Genomic DNA, 15,425 nt, shown 5'->3' with positions numbered 1-15,425 from the left:
GGCCCCGGCCGCTGTGGCGACCGGGGCCCGAACCTGGCACTCGGAGCAGCCGGAGAGGTCAGAGCGGCAGGAGCCGCTCAGAGTGCCCCGAGCAGGCCGCAGAGGGCGATGAGGCCGCAGATGCCGAAGTTGACCAGCTTGTGGGACAGGAAGATCGCGGCGAACTCGCGGATGGTCGCGCTCGGCCAGTAGTAGCGGGCGGTGGGGGAGCCGAAGACGTGGCCGTTGACGCCGGTCTCGCGGGCGAGCAGGGCGGCCCGGAAGGCGTGGAAGTTGTTGGTGACCACGACACAGCGGTAGTCGGGCTTGGCCTGTTCCATGATGGCCTTGCTGAACCGCAGGTTCTCCTCGGTGGTGCGCGAGCGGTCCTCCCGTTCGATGTGCTCGGCGGGGAAGCCGTGTTCGACCAGGTAGTCGGCCATCGCATGGGACTCCGGCAGCTTCTCGTCCGGCCCCTGGCCGCCGGAGGTGATGAGCACCGGCGGGTTGCCGCGGGCGGCCTGCTTCTCGTACACCTCGCGGCCCCGGTTCAGCCGGCTGGCGAGCAGCGGCGGGACGCGCTCGCCGCCGATCAGTCCGGAGCCGAGCACGACCACGAAGTCCACGTCCTGGCGGGGCCGGTGGCGGCCGTAGAGGAAGGCGTAGCCGATGAAGCAGGTGAAGAGGAAGGAGACGTAGCCGATCACCAGGAGCAGGGTGCCGACCACGATGCCCAGTCGGGCCGAGCGGAGGGCGAGGGCCACGAACAGCATCAGGATGACGGCGACGATGCCCAGACCGGCGAGCAGCGAGAGCAGGTTGGCCGGCCGTCTGCCCTCTTTGCGGATCATGGTCAGGCCGTTGGCGATGAGGAACCAGATCAGGGCCACCGTTCCGACGGTCGGCAGGAGGAAGATCGCCACCATCGCGATCTCCACCACCAGGGTGGGGGCTCTGCGCAGTTCGGCGAGCACGGCGAGGGAGAGCAGTGAGACGGCGATGCCGAGCAGGATGGCGTTGCTGAACTGGCGACGGTCGCGTAGTACCCCGAGTCCGAACAGGACGAAGAACAGGGCGGCTGGGGCATAGGCGATCATGCGCCGTATTCTACGGTTGCCGTAGGGCCGGGCCGTTGGCCGGAACGGCCCGACCCCAGGGCTGCGGAGCGCTCAGGCGAAGCGTTCGATCGCGGCCAGGACTGCCTCCCGCATCCGCGGACTCCCCGTGTGCCCGGACTCGTCGATGACCGTGAGCCGTGCGTCCGGCCAGGCCTTGGCCAGCTGCCAGGCGGTGGCGAGCGGTCCGCCGAGGTCCAGTCGGCCGTGGATCAGCTCGCCGGGGATTCCGGCCAGCCGTCCGGCGTCGCGCAGCAGTTGGCCGTCCGGCAGGAAGGCCTGGTGCGAGAAGTAGTGGGCGGTGATCCGGGTGAAGCCCATCAGCGCCTCGGAGGGGCGGTCGGTGTACGCGTTCGGCTTGCCCAGCGACTCGTGGGAGATGACCGCGTCCTCCCAGGTGGCCCAGGCGTTGGCGGCGGCCCGGCGGACGGACTCGTCGGCGCTGTTGAGCAGCCGGCTGTAGGCGGCGAGCAGTTCGACGGTGTCCCCGTCCCGGTCGGCGGGCGGAAGGAAGTCCCGGAACTCCTCCCAGGGCCCGGGCAGGAAGCGGCCCACGCCCCGGTAGAGCCAGTCGGTCTCCTCGGGGCGGGTCATGGTGACCCCGCAGATCACGATCGCGGAGACCCGTTCCGGGTGGGCCTGCGCGTACGCGAGGATCAGTGTGGAGCCCCACGAGCCGCCGTACAGCAGCCACTTGTCGATGCCGAGGTGCTCGCGCAGCCGCTCCATGTCGGCGATCAGGTGCGCCGTGGTGTTGTGCTCCAGGCTGGTCGACGGGTCGGCGGCGTGCGGCCGGCTGAGCCCGCAGCCGCGCTGGTCGAACTGGACGAGGTGGTAGCGCTCCGGGTCGAAGTACCGCCGGGTGCCCGGGTTGTGGCCGGAGCCGGGCCCGCCGTGCACCACCACGGCCGGCCTGCCGGCCGGGTCGCCGGAGGCGTTCCAGTGGATCAGCTGACCGTCGCCGACGTCCAACAGGCCTTGTGCGTAGGGTTCGTAGAGGGGGTACGGCTCGGGCATCGGTGACTCCTCCGTGGTCGTACGGGCGGGGGCCCGGTGAGCCTACCCGTTGCCGGAGGCCGGGGTCCGGCCCGAGGAGGCGGCGTGGATGGAGGCCCGGGACGGGGAGGACCGGCCCCGGGCCCCGGGCTCAGCGCCGCTCCGGCGGCAGCAGGGCCGCGAGGCCGTCGAGGATCCGCTGGACGCCGAACTCGAAGCGGGCGTCCATGTTCGGCTCGGTGAGGTCGTCGGCGAGGTCGACCAGGTTGGGGAAGGTCTCGGCGGGCAGGGCGCGGAACAGGTCTCCGGCGGCGTCGGCGATGTCCCGGCGGCTGGTGCCGAGGACCTCGGAGGCCGAGATCGGCGACTGCTCCTGGAGCACGAAGCCCTGGACGAAGGCGCCGAGCAGGTAGCTGGCCATGGCGGCGTCGGCGTCGGTGAAGCCGGCCGCGCGGAGCCGGTCCAGCTGGTCCTCCATGAGCCCGAGCAGGTTGGGTCCGGGGGCGAGCCGGCCGGCGACGACCTTGGCCGCGTCCCGGGTGCCGAGCAGCAGGCGGCGGTAGCGCCAGCAGTACGCGTGGAACTGTTCGCGCCAGTCGCCCTCGCGCGGCGGGGGCTCGGCGGAGCCCATCACCGCGTCGGTGAGCAGGTCGAGGAGTTCCTGCTTGTTGCGGACGTGCCAGTACAGCGAGGCCGCCTTGACGCCGACCTCGGCGGCGACCTTGCGCATGGACAGCCCGGCCAGGCCGTCCCGTTCCAGGACGCGCAGTGCGGCCTGGGCGAGGGCCTCCCTGGTCAGGGCGGGTGTCGCGTCGTCGGTTCCGGGTGTGTCGGTGTGGTTCTGCGGCATGGCTGTGCGGACGCCTCCGGTGGTGCGGTCGATTCCCGCTTGCAATCTAACACCGTTAGGTGCACTCTGTGGCTGTCACGCCGACCCCTAACACTGTTAGGGGCTCATGATTGGAAGGGAACCCATGGAGAAGTCGAGCGCCCGCCGCAAACGGCTCGCGCTGCTCACGCTCTGCATCGCCATGTTCATGGCCATGCTGGACAACGTCGTCGTCAATGTCGCCCTGCCCCGCATCGGGCAGGAGCTGGACCCCGGGATCAGCGGTCTCCAGTGGGTCGCGGAGGGCTACAGCCTGGTCTACGCGGCACTCGTCCTGACCGGCGGCGCGCTGGGCGACCGCCACGGCCGTACCCGGATGTTCGTACTGGGGCTCGGCCTGTTCACGCTCGGCTCCGCCGTGGCCGCGCTCGCCGGAACGATCGGCGTGCTGGTCGCGGGCCGGATGGTCCAGGGGGTCGGGGCCGCGCTGCTCACCCCCGGCAGTCTGACCCTGCTGGGGCACGTGTTCACCGACGAGCGCGAGCGGGCCAAGGCGATCGGCGTGTGGTCCGGGGTGTCCGCGATCGGCCTCTCGATCGGTCCGGTGATCGGCGGCCCGCTGGTCGAACACTTCGGCTGGGCCAGCGTGTTCTGGATCAACGTGCCGATCGGCGTGGCCGGCGTCCTGCTCGCCGCCAAGGTCCTCCCGGAGATCCCGCCGCGCCCCCGGCGGATCGACTTCGGCGGGTTCGCGCTCTCGGCGGCGGGCCTCGGCCTGCTCGTCTACGCCTTGATCGAGGGCCCCACGCGAGGCTGGACCGACCCCCGGGTGACCGGCTGCGGCGCTGTCGCCGTCGTCCTGCTGGCCGCCTTCCTGCTGCTCGAACTGCGCCTGGCCGAGCCGATGCTGGAGCTGCGGCTGTTCCGGGACGGCGCGTTGAGCGGTGCGCTGCTCAGCGGGTTCATGGTGAGCTTCGGGATGTTCGGGGCGCTGTTCTTCCTGCCGCTGATGATGCAGGGCGTGCTCGGCTGGTCCCCGTCCGGCGCGGGGTACGCCGGGCTGGCGATGACCGCGATGCTGGTGGTCGCCGGGCCGCTGTCCGGCCGGTTCGCCGCCCGGTACGGCCCCCGGCCGCCGATGGTGCTGGGCCTCGCGCTGTGCGCGCTCGGTCTCGGCGGGCTGTCGCTGTACGGCGACCACGCCCGCTACCCGGAGTACCTGTGGACGCTGTTCACGATGGGCTTCGGCATGGGGCTGACCTTCACCCCGGTCTCGGTCGCGGTGCTCCAGCGGGTCGCCCCGGCGCAGACCGGGATGGCCTCGGCGACCGTCAACACCCTGCGCGAACTCGGCGGCGTGCTCGGGATCGCGGTGCTCGGCGCCGTCCTGACCAACCGGATGACCGACGGGCTGACCTCGGCCCTGCACCGGCTCGGCGTCCCGCCGGAGGCCGTCGGCCCGATCGCGGACGCGCCGACCGGTGCGGCCCACGGCGGTGGCGGCGCGGCCGGGGCACTGCCCGAGCCGGTGCGCCAGGCGGTGGACGGGGCCTTCGTCGACGGCATCCACCTCGCGCTGCGCTGCGGCTCGGCCGCGCTCGCCGTCACCGCGGTCCTGGTCGCCGTCCTGGTCGGCCGGGCCCGCCCGCTCGCCCCGGCGGCCTCCGAAGAGCCGCGGCCGGAGGACCTGGCCGGGGCGGGCGTCGCCTGAGCCGCCGGGACCGACCGGTGACGTGCTGTCAGGAGGTCGCGGGAGGTTGCGCGTGGTCACAGGAGGTCGCGCGAGGTCAGCGGATCCCTTCCACCGCCGCCTGCGCCGTGCGGGCCAGTTCGCGCCGGGCGCCCGCCCGGCCGGGCCGGGGCCCGGGAGGAGGTATCGGCGGCAGGAAGGTCACGTCGGCGACCAGCCCGCGGGCCGCGACCACCCGGGCGAGCGAGGTGAGCAGCCCGTCGTCCCCGATGAAGGCGGGCACGCTGGTCGGCCGTCCGTCCGCCAGCCGGTAGCGGATCGTCACCGGCTGGACGTCGGCACCCGCCTCCACCGCCGCCTGGAACAGCGCGGGCCGGAACCGGCCGCTCTCCCGCCCGCACCAGGTCGACCCCTCCGGGAAGACGATCACCGGGTGGCCGGAGCGCAGCACCTCGGCCACCGTCGCGACGGTGTCCGGCAGCGTCCGCAGCCGGTCGCGGTCCAGGAAGACGGTGCCGCCCAAGGCGATCAGCGGTCCGAGCACCGGCCACCGGCGGACCTCGGTCTTGGCCAGCGACCGGCCCGGCCGCCCGGCGGCGAGCAGCGGTATGTCCAGCCAGGACACGTGGTTGGCCACCACCAGCACCCCGCCGTCCGCGCCGGGCCCCCAGCCGTCGGGCCCGGCGAGGTGGACCGTCACCCCGAGGGTGCGCAGCACGACCCGGGCCCAGAGTCGGGCCAGCCGGTTCCGGGCGCGGTCCGGGAGCAGCCGGACCGGCGGGAGGAGCACGACCCCGGCCAGCACCGCCGCCAGACAGGCCGTCAGCCGCAGCGCCCGCCGGGGGTGGGAGACCCTCGGCGGGACGTCGGCCAGGCAGGTCTCGGGCCGGCAGGTCGCGGTGGGCAGCCAGACGCTCACGACGAGGCGCCCGAGGCGGGTCCGCCGGACAGGAAGTGCCGCAGGTAGCGCGGGTCGGTGCGCTCCAGCGACAGCAGCACGTACAGGTCGGCGCAGTCGAAGTCCGGGTCGTACGCGGGCGCGCCGCAGACCCAGGCGCCGAGCCGCAGGTAGCCGCGGAGCAGGGCCGGCAGCGCGCCCCGCTCGGCGCGCGCCACCCCGGTGGCGTCCCAGGGACGGTGCGGGGTGACCCGGTACTCCTCGGGCGCCAGGTGCTTGGCGCTGACGGTGTCCCAGACCCGGGCCGCGGTGGCGCCGCCGTCCGCCAGCTCGATCGAGCAGCAGCCGCCGACCCAGGTGTTGCCGGTGTCGGCCATGTAGCGCGCGATGCCGCCCCACATCAGGTTGATGACGGCGCCGTTGCCCCGGTGGTCCGGGTGGATGCAGGAGCGCCCGAGCTCGACCAGGCCGGGGCGGACCGGCGCGAGCGCGGAGAGGTCGAACTCGCCGTCGGAGTACAGCCGTCCGGCCCGGCGCGCGGCCTCGGGGCGCAGCAGCCGGTAGGTGCCGACGACGGCGCCCTGCTCGCCCTCGCGGACCAGCAGGTGGTCGCAGAACTCGTCGAAGGGGTCGACGTCCAGGCCCGCGACCGGGCTGTGCAGTTCGGCGCCCAGCTCGGTGCCGAAGACCTGGTGGCGCAGCCGCTGGGCGGCGCGCACGTCGTCCTCGTCGCGGGCGAGGGAGACGGTGTACGAGGCCGGGGCGGCGGGCCGGTGGGGGCGGGGCGCGGGGACCGCCGGGGCGTCGTGGGTGGTGGTGACTGCGGACGGAGCGTACGTGGGGACGGTGGTCATGGCGGACCCTCCAGGGCAGCACGATCGGCGGTGCCGTGGATCACCAGGGCACCGTCCCGGTCCGCAGGCGGTTGGGCGTGGACGCGAACCGGTCCCCGTGTTTCTCTCCGAATCGGTTGGCATTCATGTTGCGGCCCGGAGGACCGCAGATGTGCACCTGTTGAATGGCACCACCCGTGGCCCGGCGGTCATCTGCCCGGCACCGGGCGCTCGTTCGCGGGGGGTGGACAACACGCACCACGGGGGCGTACGGCCGCACCGCACGCCCCCGTTGTCGCGACCCCGCGGTCGTCACGCGGCTGCTGTCACGCCGCTGTCGTCACGATCGCGCCGTCACGCCGCTCGCGTCACGTCGCCGTCGTGACGATCCGACGTACCGCTGTCGTGACGAGAGCGGCGCGCCGCTCAGAACGCCCGCCAGCCCTCCGGGTCGACCCCGCCCGGGACGGCGCCGGCCGGGCCGTACGGCTCGCGGGTGTAGACGAAGGAGCCGACGTCGAGGTGGCTGACCGTGCCGTCGGGGTGGCGGACCACCCGCAGGGTCTCGCCCGCGTAGTAGTTCTCCACACCGGTCCAGGTGCCGTCCGGCTCGGGCCGGAAGCGCGAGCCCCGGCCCCGGCCGGTGAGCGGGGCGAGCTCCAGCACCCGCCCGGGCCGCAGCCGCAGGGCGGCCGGCGCTGCGCCCCAGTACCAGGGACCGGTGAGCTCCAGCAGCTCCGCGTCCACCTCGGCGAGCGGGCGCCACGGTTCGGGCAGCCGGGGCTCCAGGTCGGCGGTGAGCGCGATCAACTCGGCGGCCAGCGACGCGGCGCTGGCACCGCTGGTGGCGTTGGAGAGGGCGTACGCGGCCAGGCCGTCGGTCTCGCTGATCCACAGGCCCGCGGTGAAGCCGGGCATCGAGCCGGTGTGCCCGTACAGCAGCCGGCCCTCGTCGCGGCGCAGTTGCAGGCCGAGGCCGTAGCCGCTGGTCCACTCGGCGTCGTCCGGGGCGACGGCCGGGCGGCGCATCTCGGCGACGGTGTCGGCGGACAGCACCTTGTCGTCGCCGGCCGTCAGGAAGGCAGCCCAGCGGGCCAGGTCGGCGATGGTGGACCAGAGTTGGCCCGCCGGCGCCATCAGCCCGGTGTCGGTGAGCGGCTCGGGCAGCATGACGTCGGCCCAGGGGTGGACGGCGAAGCCCCCGGCGTGCGGGTGCTCGGGCAGCAGCGTGGTGCGGTCCATGCCGAGCGGGGCCAGCACCTCGCGGCGCAGCACCTCGCCCCAGGGCTCGCCGCGCAGCTTCGCGACCAGGGCGCCGAGCAGCGCGTAGCCGGGGTTGGAGTAGTGGTGTACCCGCCCGGCGGGGTGCTTCAGCGGCCGGTCGGCCTCCAGGACGTCGTCGAGGCCGGGGCGCAGCGAGCCCTCGGTCCGCTCCCACCACGGGCCGGGGGTCTCGGCCGTCAGGCCGGAGGAGTGCGCGAGCAGTTGGACGACGGTCGCGTCGTCGGCGGGGGTGCCGGGCAGGTGGCGGGAGAGCGGGTCGGCGAGGTCGAGCAGGCCCTCGTCGCGCAGCCGCATCACCAGCACGGCGACGAAGGTCTTGGTGAGCGAGCCGATCCGGTACTGGACGTCCGGGGTCGGCGCGTGCCCGTCGACCATGCTGCGGGCGCCGCTCCACACCGGCCGCCCGTCGCGCAGCACCCCGGCGACCATCGAGGGCGTGCGCCCCTCGGCCTGGGCGACGGCGAGCCGGTGCAGCAGGGCTCGGCGGGTGGCGGGCAGCAGCTCGGAGGGGAGGTCGGTCATGTGGGCTTCTGGACTCATCGACATGTGCACGGACAGTAGTCCAGCCCGGCCGCGACGCCGACCCAATAATCCCGCGCACGGGCCCCATAACCCCGCGCCCGGGCCCGGTGACCGGATCAGGCCGGGCCCGGTCGCCGGATCAGCCCGGCAGCGGCGGCAGTTCCGGCCGTTCCAGCCAGGCCTCGAAGAGCGGGCCGAGCGGGGAGGCGGTGTACCGGGCGGCGTGTGCGCGCAGGTCGGCGGTGGCGACCACGCCGTGCCGGTTGGCGCCCGTCCAGTCCCGCAGCATCGCGAAGAACGCGTCGTCGCCGAGCGCCCGCCGCAGCGCGTGCACCACCAGCCCGCCGCGCTGGTACAGCCGGTCGTCGAACATCAGCCTGCGGCTCGGGTCGCCGAGCGTCAGGTCCTGCGGAAGTCCGGCCAGCAGTCGGTGCGCGGCGGCGGCGTGCACGGCCGCGCCCGGGCCGCCGGCGTGCTCGGACCAGAGCCACTCCGCGTACTTGGCGAAGCCCTCGTTGAGCCAGATGTGCCGCCAGTCGGCGATGGTGACGCTGTTGCCGAACCACTGGTGGGCCAGCTCGTGGGCGATCAGCCGCTCGCGTTCCCAGCCGCCGCCGAGGTGGTTGGTGCCGAAGGTGGCGACGCCCTGTGCCTCCACCGGGACGTCCAGCTCCTCGTCCGCGACGACCACCGCGTACTCGCCGAACGGGTACGGGCCGAAGACCTCGCCGAAGTAGGCCGCCATCTCCGGCTGCCGGGCGAAGTCCCGGGCGAAGGCGGCGGCCAGCCGCTCCGGCACGTAGCCGGTCTGCGGCACCGCCGGGCGCACCGCCAGCGGCACCGGCCGGTAGTGCCCGATCGACACCGTCACCAGGTACGTCGGGGTCGGCGCGCTCTGCTCGTACACCCAGGTGGTGCTGGACGCCCGGGTGGTGCGGGTCAGCAGCCGGCCGCTCGCCACCACCGTGAACGGGGACGGCGTGGTGACCGCCAGCTGGTAGGTCGCCTTGTCGGCGGGGCGGTCGTTGCACGGGAACCAGGACGGCGCGCCGACCGGCTGGCTCGCCACCAGCGCGCCCTCGGTCAGCTCCTCCCAGCCCAGGCCGCCCCACGGGCTGCGCACCGGGCGCGGGTTGCCCGCGTAGTGCACCTCGACGGTGAACGCCGCGCCCGGCGCGAGCGCCCTGGCGGGGCGGATCCGCAGTTTTCCGCCGCGGTGGGTGTAGCGGGCGGCCTTGCCGTCGACCAGCACCCGGCCGATCCGGAACTCGGCCAGGTCGAGCGCGAACTCGGCCAGCGCCGCGTCCGCGACCGCGCTCAGCCGGGCCGAGCCGGCCAGCCGGTTGGGCCCGGGCCGGTAGTCCAGCGCCAGCTCGTAGCGGTGCACCCGGTAGCGGTGGTCGCCGCTGTTCGGGAAGTACGGGTCCGGGGCGCCGGCGGCCGCCGGGACGTGCTTGGGCTTCACGGGGACGTGCGCTTCCTGCGGGCCGGGACGGGGGGACGGGGAGGTGGTCACGGCGTGCTCTGCCACGCCTCGATCGGGTTGCCCAGCCACCGCGTGTCGGCGGGGACGGACTCGGCGCGCATCACCAGCGAGGCCGGGCCCAGCGTGCTGCGCGCGCCCACCGTGCTGCCGGGCAGCACGATGCCGCCCGGGCCCAGGGTGGCGCCCTCGCGGAGGACCACAGTATCCATCCGCATGATCCGGTCGTGGAAGAGGTGCGTCTGCACCACGCAGCCCCGGTTGATGGTGACCCCGTCGCCGAGGGTGACCAGGTCCGCCTCCGGCAGCCAGTAGCTCTCGCACCAGACCCCGTGCCCGACGTGCGCGCCGATCGAGCGCAGCCACAGGTTCAGCACCGGGGTGCCCGGCACCGCGCCGACCAGCCACGGCACCGCCAGCATCTCCACGAAGGTGTCCGCCAGCTCGTTGCGCCACACGAAGCCGCTCCACAGCGGGTGCTCCACCGCCCGGAACCGCCCGACCAGCAGCCACTTGGCGGCCGCCGAGACCAGGCAGGCCAGCGCGCCGGCCGCCAGCAGCACCAGGCCCGACAGCAGCGCGGCGGTCAGCGGCGAGCCGGCCGCCAGCCAGGACAGCGCCGCCGCGGTCAGCAGGCCCAGCGCCGCCGAGGCCAGCACCGGCACCAGCCGGGCCACCTCGACCAGGCCACGCGCCCACAGCAGCCGGGCCGGCGGCTCGTAGGTCAGGCTCTGGTCGGCCAGGTCCGCCGAGCGCGGCAGCCGCATCGGCGGCATGCCCAGGTACGAGCCGCCCTTCTTCGCCTTCGCCGGTGTCGCCGACAGCACGCCCACCAGGCCGCGCTTGGGCACCGAGCGGCCCGGCGCGGTCATCCCCGAGTTGCCGAGGAACGCCCGCTCGCCGACCTTCGCCTCGCCGAGCCGCACCCAGCCGCCGCCGAGTTCGTACGGGGCGATCAGGGTGTCGTCGGCCAGGAACGCGCCGTCGCCGACCGTGGTCAGGCTGGGCAGCGCCAGCACCGTGGACACCTCCGCGCCCCGGCCGACCCGCATCCCGAGGGTGCGCAGCCACAGCGGCGTGACCAGCCCGGCGTAGAGCGGGAACAGCACCTCGCGGGCCCGGTCCATCAGCTGGGTGACGGTCCACGCCTGCCAGCCCACCCGGCCGTGCAGCGGGTGCGTTCCGGGCACCAGGCCGGTGCTCAGCAGCCGGACCAGCACCACCAGCTGCGCTGCGTACACCGCGCCGAACGCCAGCGTGGCGGGCAGCAGGCCGAGCAGCGCGCCGCCGAGCGCCGGGCCGAGCGCCGTGCCCTGGTCGACGAACCGGGACAGCACGGCCAGCGCGGCGAGCGCCGGCAGCGCCGGGAGCAGGCCGAGCACGGCACCGCTGGCGCCGTACAGCGAGGCCCAGCGGGCCCGGCGGGCGGGGCGCTCCTTGGGCCAGGCGCGTTCGGTGCGGCCCAGCTTGACGGCGGGCGCGCCGCCCCAGCGCTGGCCGGTCGGCACCTGCCCGGTGACGCTGGAGCCGGCCGCCACCTGGGCGCGCTTGCCGACCCGGGCGCCGGGCAGCAGCGTCGACCGGGTGCCGACCACGGCACCGGAGCCGATCTTGACCTGGCCGATCAGCAGCCGGTCGCCGTCCAGCCAGTAGCCGCACAGGTCCACCTCGGCCTCGACCGCGCAGCCGCGGCCCAGCTTCAGCATCCCGGTGACCGGCGGCAGCGAGTGCAGGTCCACCTCGGGCCCGACCTTGGCGCCCAGCGCCCGGGCGTAGCGCGTCAGCCAGGCGCCGGACAGCGAATCCGCGCCGCTCAGCTCGGCCAGCCGCTCGGCGGTCCACAGCCGCAGGTGGACGGAGCCGCCGCGCGGGTGGCTGCCCGGGCGCACGCCGCGCAGCAGGAGCCGGGCGCCGCCCGCCGCGAGGGCCAGCCGGCCCGCCGGGGTGTACAGCGCGAGCGCGCCCGCGCCGACCCACCACCAGGAGGCGGTCGGCGCCCACGGGTAGTCGCCGAGGTGGGTCAGCAGGTTCCCGGCGGCCAGCAGGGCGACCGTCCAGCGCAGGCCGACGACGGTGAACAGCGGGACCAGCAGGAGCAGCTGGAGCAGCTTGGCCCTGGTCGGCACCAGGGCGACGGTACGGGCCTCGGCGCTCTCGCCGGCGGAGCGCTCCAGGTGCCGGGCGAGCTTGCGCAGCGTCGGGTGCTGGTAGATGTCCAGCACGGCCGCGCTCGGGTAGCGGGTGCGCAGCAGGGTGGTCAGCCGGGCGGCGGCCAGGCTGCCGCCGCCGATCGCGAAGAAGTCGTCGCGCGGGCCGCCGACCCGCACGCCGAGGATCTCCGACCACTGCTCGGCCAGCCAGGCCTCGGTGCCGTACAGCTCCTCGCCGGGGCCCGCGTTCTCCAGCTCGGGCAGCGGCCAGGGCAGGGCGGCCCGGTCGACCTTGCCGGAGGTCCGGGTGGGCAGGGCCTCGACGGTCGCCAGCAGCGGCACGAGGGCGGCGGGCAGCTCGGCGCGCAGCCGCTCGACGGCCTGCTCGCGGTCGAAGCCGTCCTGGACCACCAGGTAGCCGACCAGCAGCTGGTTGCCGCCGCGCGCGGTCCGGACGGCGGCCGCCGCGCCCGCCACGCCGGGCAGGGCCTGCAGGGCCGCGTCGACCTCGCCGAGCTCGATCCGGCGGCCGCCCAGCTTGATCTGCTCGTCGGTGCGGCCGAGGAACAGCAGGCCGGCCGGGTCCGCCTGGACCAGGTCGCCGCTGCGGTAGGCGCGCTCCCAGCCCAGCGAGGGCAGCGGCGCGTACTTCTCGGCGTCCTTCTCCGGGTCGAGGTAGCGGGCCAGGCCCACCCCGCCGATCACCAGCTGCCCGGTGCCGCCGGGGGCGACCGGCAGGCCGGCCTCGTCCACCACGGCGAGGTCCCAGCCGTCCAGCGGAAGGCCGATCCGCACCGGGCCCTCGCCGGTCAGCAGGGCGGCGCAGGCGACCACGGTGGCCTCGGTGGGGCCGTAGGTGTTCCACAGCTCGCGGCCCTCGGTGACCAGGCGCTGCACCAGCTCGGGCGGGCAGGCCTCGCCGCCGAAGATCAGCAGCCGCACCTCGTTGAGGGCCTCGGCCGGCCACAGCGCGGCCAGGGTCGGGACGGTGGAGACCACGGTGATCTCCTGCTCGGCCAGCCACGGGCCGAGGTCGGCGCCGCTGCGCACCTGGGAGCGGGGGACCGGCACCAGGCAGGCGCCGTGCCGCCAGGCCAGCCACATCTCCTCGCAGGAGGCGTCGAAGGCCACCGAGAGGCCGGCCATCACCCGGTCGCCGGGGCCGATCGGCTCCTCCTGGAGGAAGAGCGCGGCCTCGGCGTCCACGAAGGCGGCGGCGTTGTGGTGGGTGACGGCCACGCCCTTCGGCTTGCCGGTCGACCCGGAGGTGAAGATGATCCAGGCGTCGTCGGCGGGGGTGGGGCGGCGCTCCAGGGCGGGAGCGCGCTCGCCGGTGGTCGCCAGGCCGCGTTCGGCGCCGAGCACGGCGGCGACGGCGGCCTCGCCGAAGACCAGCTCGGCGCGCTCGTCCGGGTCCTCGGCGTCCACCGGGACGTAGGCGGCCCCGGCGGCGAGCACCGCGAGGATCGAGACGTACAGGTCGTTGGTGCCGGAGGGCACGCGCACGCCGACCCGGTCGCCCGGGCCGATCCCGGCGGCGGCCAGTCGGCGGCGCAGCTGCTCGACCTCGGCGGCCAGCGCGCGGTAGCTGAGCACGGTGTGCCCGTCGTCCAGGGCGGGCTCGTCGGGGTGGGCGGACACGGTGGCGTCCAGCACGTCGACCAGGGTGCGCGGGGCGGCGGCCGGGCGGCCGGGGAACAGGGCGAGGGCCGGCTCGGCCTGCGGCACCGGCGCCTGGGCGGGCTCGGCGTGGGGCGTGGACCCCTGGACGGGTTCGGCGTGGGGCGTCGGATCCTGCGGTGGCGTGGGGTACTGCTCCGGGTGGCTCGGTTCAGCTGTCATGGCAGCCGTGCGCTCCTCGTCCTCGCCCCGTTCCGACCGATGCCCGGCCCCTGGGGCGGTGGGAGCACCGCCTGATCGGGTGACCCCACTCCGGGGCCGGAGCGGACAACCCGACCGATGGTAGCCCCGGCGCGGCGACCCGGCAGGAGCGGACACACGGCCCAACTGGCGCCGGAGTGGCCGAATCTGACGCTTCATCAGTCAATAACTGAGCCCCGTTGGAACCCATGTGACGAGGTGTCAGTGGAATTGACGGACCGTCAGGTCGATTCTTCGACCGTGATCCACACCACAGCGAATGCTGCTCCCTTCGGGTGGCGGGCCGTCGGCGGGCCGGGTTTCGCGCTCCGGTCCCCTCGGTCCGGCCCCGGCCCGCCGTACGGCCCGGCGGTCAGCGGAACCGGTGCAGGTTCTCGCCGAGGAAGGCCTCCAGGGTGCGCGGAGCGCGTCCGGCGAGGCGGAGGAAGGTGTCGTCCGGCGTCTCCTTGCGGACCACCGCGAGCTGCTGGATCTCCACCACGTGGGTGGCCAGCCAGTCCGGCATCCCGGCCCGCCCGACCAGGTGGGCGTGCAGCTCGGACGGGCCCAGGTCGAGGTAGCGGACCGGCCGGCCGAGCAGCTCGCCCAGCAGTGCGGTGAGCTCCGGGTAGCTGTAGGCCCGCCCGCCGGTGAGCGGGTAGGTGCCACCGGCGAGCTCGGGGCGGGTGAGCACCTCGGCCGCCGCGTCCCCGATGTCCCGGGCGTCCACGTAGTTGCAGCGCGCCTGTCCCAGCGCGCCGTGCACCATCCCGGCGGCGGCGATGCCGGGCGCCAGGAGCAGCAGCTTCTGCATGAACGCGTACGGCCGCAGGACGGTGGTGGTGATGCCGGAGGAGCGCAGCCGTTCCTCGATCAGGTGGTGGCCGCGGGAGACGGCGACGGGGGAGTCCGGCTCGGCGGCGGGCGCGGAGACCTTGACGATGTGCTCCACGCCGCAGTCGACCGCCGCCTCGATCGCGTTCAGCTCGTACCGGACCTGCTGCGGGCCGTTGGCCATGGTGAGGAAGAGCTGGTGCGCGCCGCGGAAGGCCGCGCGCAGGGAGGCCGGGTCGGCGCCGTCCGCCGGGAGGGTGGCCGTGCGGGCGAGGGTGAGCTCGTCGAGTGCGGCGGCCAGCCGGGCGGGCTCGCGGCTGAGGGCGCGGCTCGGTGCGCCGAGGGCGGCGAGGCTGCGGAGGGTGGCGCCGCCGGTGGCGCCACCGGCGCCCATGATGACGATCATGACGTCTGCCTTTCGGGGAGGGGTGCGGTGGGGAGTCGGTGCTGTGCCGTGCGGGCCGGGCGGCTGCCGCGCCAGTGCCAAGTGGTGATGGTGGCGGCGATCGCCGAGGAGACCGGCAGGTCGATGGGGAGCCGGTGCGGCCACGGGCTGTCGGCCAGCCGGGGGACCTGCGGCAGCCAGTGGGCGGCGGCGAGGCCGACGGCCAGGCCGAGCGCGGCTCCGGCCAGGCCGAGGGCGGCGGCCGCGAGGGCGCGCGGGGTCCGGACCGGCCGGGTGCGGACGGGGCGGCGGCGCAGTGCGGCGCCGAGGGCGGCGGCCACCAGGGCGGAGGTGCCGCCGATGGTGGTGAGCGCGGCGGCCACCAGCTGGGGTTGGCCGGTGACGGCTCCGCCGGCCCCGGCCATGGCGGCGGGCATGGCGTAGGCGAGCAGGACCTCGCGCCACAGGGCGAAGGGCGGGGGAGCGCCGGGGGCCTTCTTGCTCATCGGAGCGGATGTCCTTTCGTTGGTAGTTAGGTACCTAAGTATTTGTGCTTAGGTACCTAAC

At 74.9% G+C, this 15,425-nt stretch carries 11 protein-coding genes; 1 reads left to right on the top strand and 10 read right to left on the bottom strand.

Annotation, left to right across the window (positions count from 1 at the left end; genetic code table 11):
- Positions 1 to 77 precede the first annotated feature (77 nt).
- The 3 genes from ACFU7Z_RS21400 to ACFU7Z_RS21390 form a co-directional block, all read right to left on the bottom strand.
- Complete coding sequence (locus ACFU7Z_RS21400) at positions 78 to 1,076, bottom strand: YdcF family protein (protein ID WP_049654556.1); 999 nt, start codon at positions 1,074 to 1,076, stop codon at positions 78 to 80.
- A gap of 72 nt (positions 1,077 to 1,148) precedes the next feature.
- Complete coding sequence (gene pip, locus ACFU7Z_RS21395) at positions 1,149 to 2,111, bottom strand: prolyl aminopeptidase (RefSeq protein WP_380778915.1); 963 nt, start codon at positions 2,109 to 2,111, stop codon at positions 1,149 to 1,151.
- Between the two features lie 130 nt (positions 2,112 to 2,241).
- Entirely contained in the window at positions 2,242 to 2,940 is a 699-nt protein-coding gene (locus ACFU7Z_RS21390) for a TetR/AcrR family transcriptional regulator (protein ID WP_074003603.1), read from the bottom strand.
- 124 nt (positions 2,941 to 3,064) lie between these two features.
- On the opposite strand from ACFU7Z_RS21390, the gene ACFU7Z_RS21385 reads away from it, so the two are divergent.
- Positions 3,065 to 4,630, top strand: coding sequence for an MFS transporter (locus ACFU7Z_RS21385; RefSeq protein ID WP_380778913.1), 1,566 nt, complete (start codon positions 3,065 to 3,067; stop codon positions 4,628 to 4,630).
- 76 nt (positions 4,631 to 4,706) lie between these two features.
- Here ACFU7Z_RS21385 and ACFU7Z_RS21380 read toward each other — a convergent pair whose 3' ends face one another.
- From ACFU7Z_RS21380 to ACFU7Z_RS21350, 7 genes are all read right to left on the bottom strand, one after another.
- The gene (locus ACFU7Z_RS21380; RefSeq protein ID WP_117486526.1) at positions 4,707 to 5,528 is read right to left on the bottom strand and encodes a 1-acyl-sn-glycerol-3-phosphate acyltransferase; all 822 of its coding nucleotides are present in this window, start codon (positions 5,526 to 5,528) and stop codon (positions 4,707 to 4,709) included.
- On the bottom strand, positions 5,525 to 6,361 hold the full coding sequence (locus tag ACFU7Z_RS21375; RefSeq protein ID WP_380778911.1) for a GNAT family N-acetyltransferase: 837 nt from the start codon (positions 6,359 to 6,361) through the stop codon (positions 5,525 to 5,527). The genes ACFU7Z_RS21380 and ACFU7Z_RS21375 overlap by 4 nt, the downstream gene beginning before the upstream one ends.
- A gap of 405 nt (positions 6,362 to 6,766) precedes the next feature.
- Positions 6,767 to 8,146: a serine hydrolase domain-containing protein gene (locus ACFU7Z_RS21370; protein ID WP_380778909.1), complete on the bottom strand. Its 1,380-nt coding sequence runs from the start codon at positions 8,144 to 8,146 to the stop codon at positions 6,767 to 6,769.
- Between the two features lie 139 nt (positions 8,147 to 8,285).
- Positions 8,286 to 9,611, bottom strand: coding sequence for a M1 family metallopeptidase (locus tag ACFU7Z_RS21365; RefSeq protein ID WP_380778907.1), 1,326 nt, complete (start codon positions 9,609 to 9,611; stop codon positions 8,286 to 8,288).
- 47 nt (positions 9,612 to 9,658) lie between these two features.
- On the bottom strand, positions 9,659 to 13,621 hold the full coding sequence (locus tag ACFU7Z_RS21360) for a Pls/PosA family non-ribosomal peptide synthetase (RefSeq protein WP_380778905.1): 3,963 nt from the start codon (positions 13,619 to 13,621) through the stop codon (positions 9,659 to 9,661).
- 391 nt (positions 13,622 to 14,012) lie between these two features.
- Positions 14,013 to 14,879: an NmrA family NAD(P)-binding protein gene (locus ACFU7Z_RS21355; protein ID WP_380778904.1), complete on the bottom strand. Its 867-nt coding sequence runs from the start codon at positions 14,877 to 14,879 to the stop codon at positions 14,013 to 14,015.
- Positions 14,876 to 15,364, bottom strand: coding sequence for a hypothetical protein (locus ACFU7Z_RS21350; RefSeq protein ID WP_380778902.1), 489 nt, complete (start codon positions 15,362 to 15,364; stop codon positions 14,876 to 14,878). Before ACFU7Z_RS21350 ends, ACFU7Z_RS21355 begins: the two co-directional genes overlap by 4 nt.
- Positions 15,365 to 15,425: the final 61 nt, after the last annotated feature.

It is taken from the genome of Kitasatospora sp. NPDC057518 (genome assembly GCF_042802075.1).
Lineage (GTDB): Bacteria > Actinomycetota > Actinomycetes > Streptomycetales > Streptomycetaceae > Kitasatospora.
This window is presented reverse-complemented; position numbering and strand designations above follow the sequence as displayed.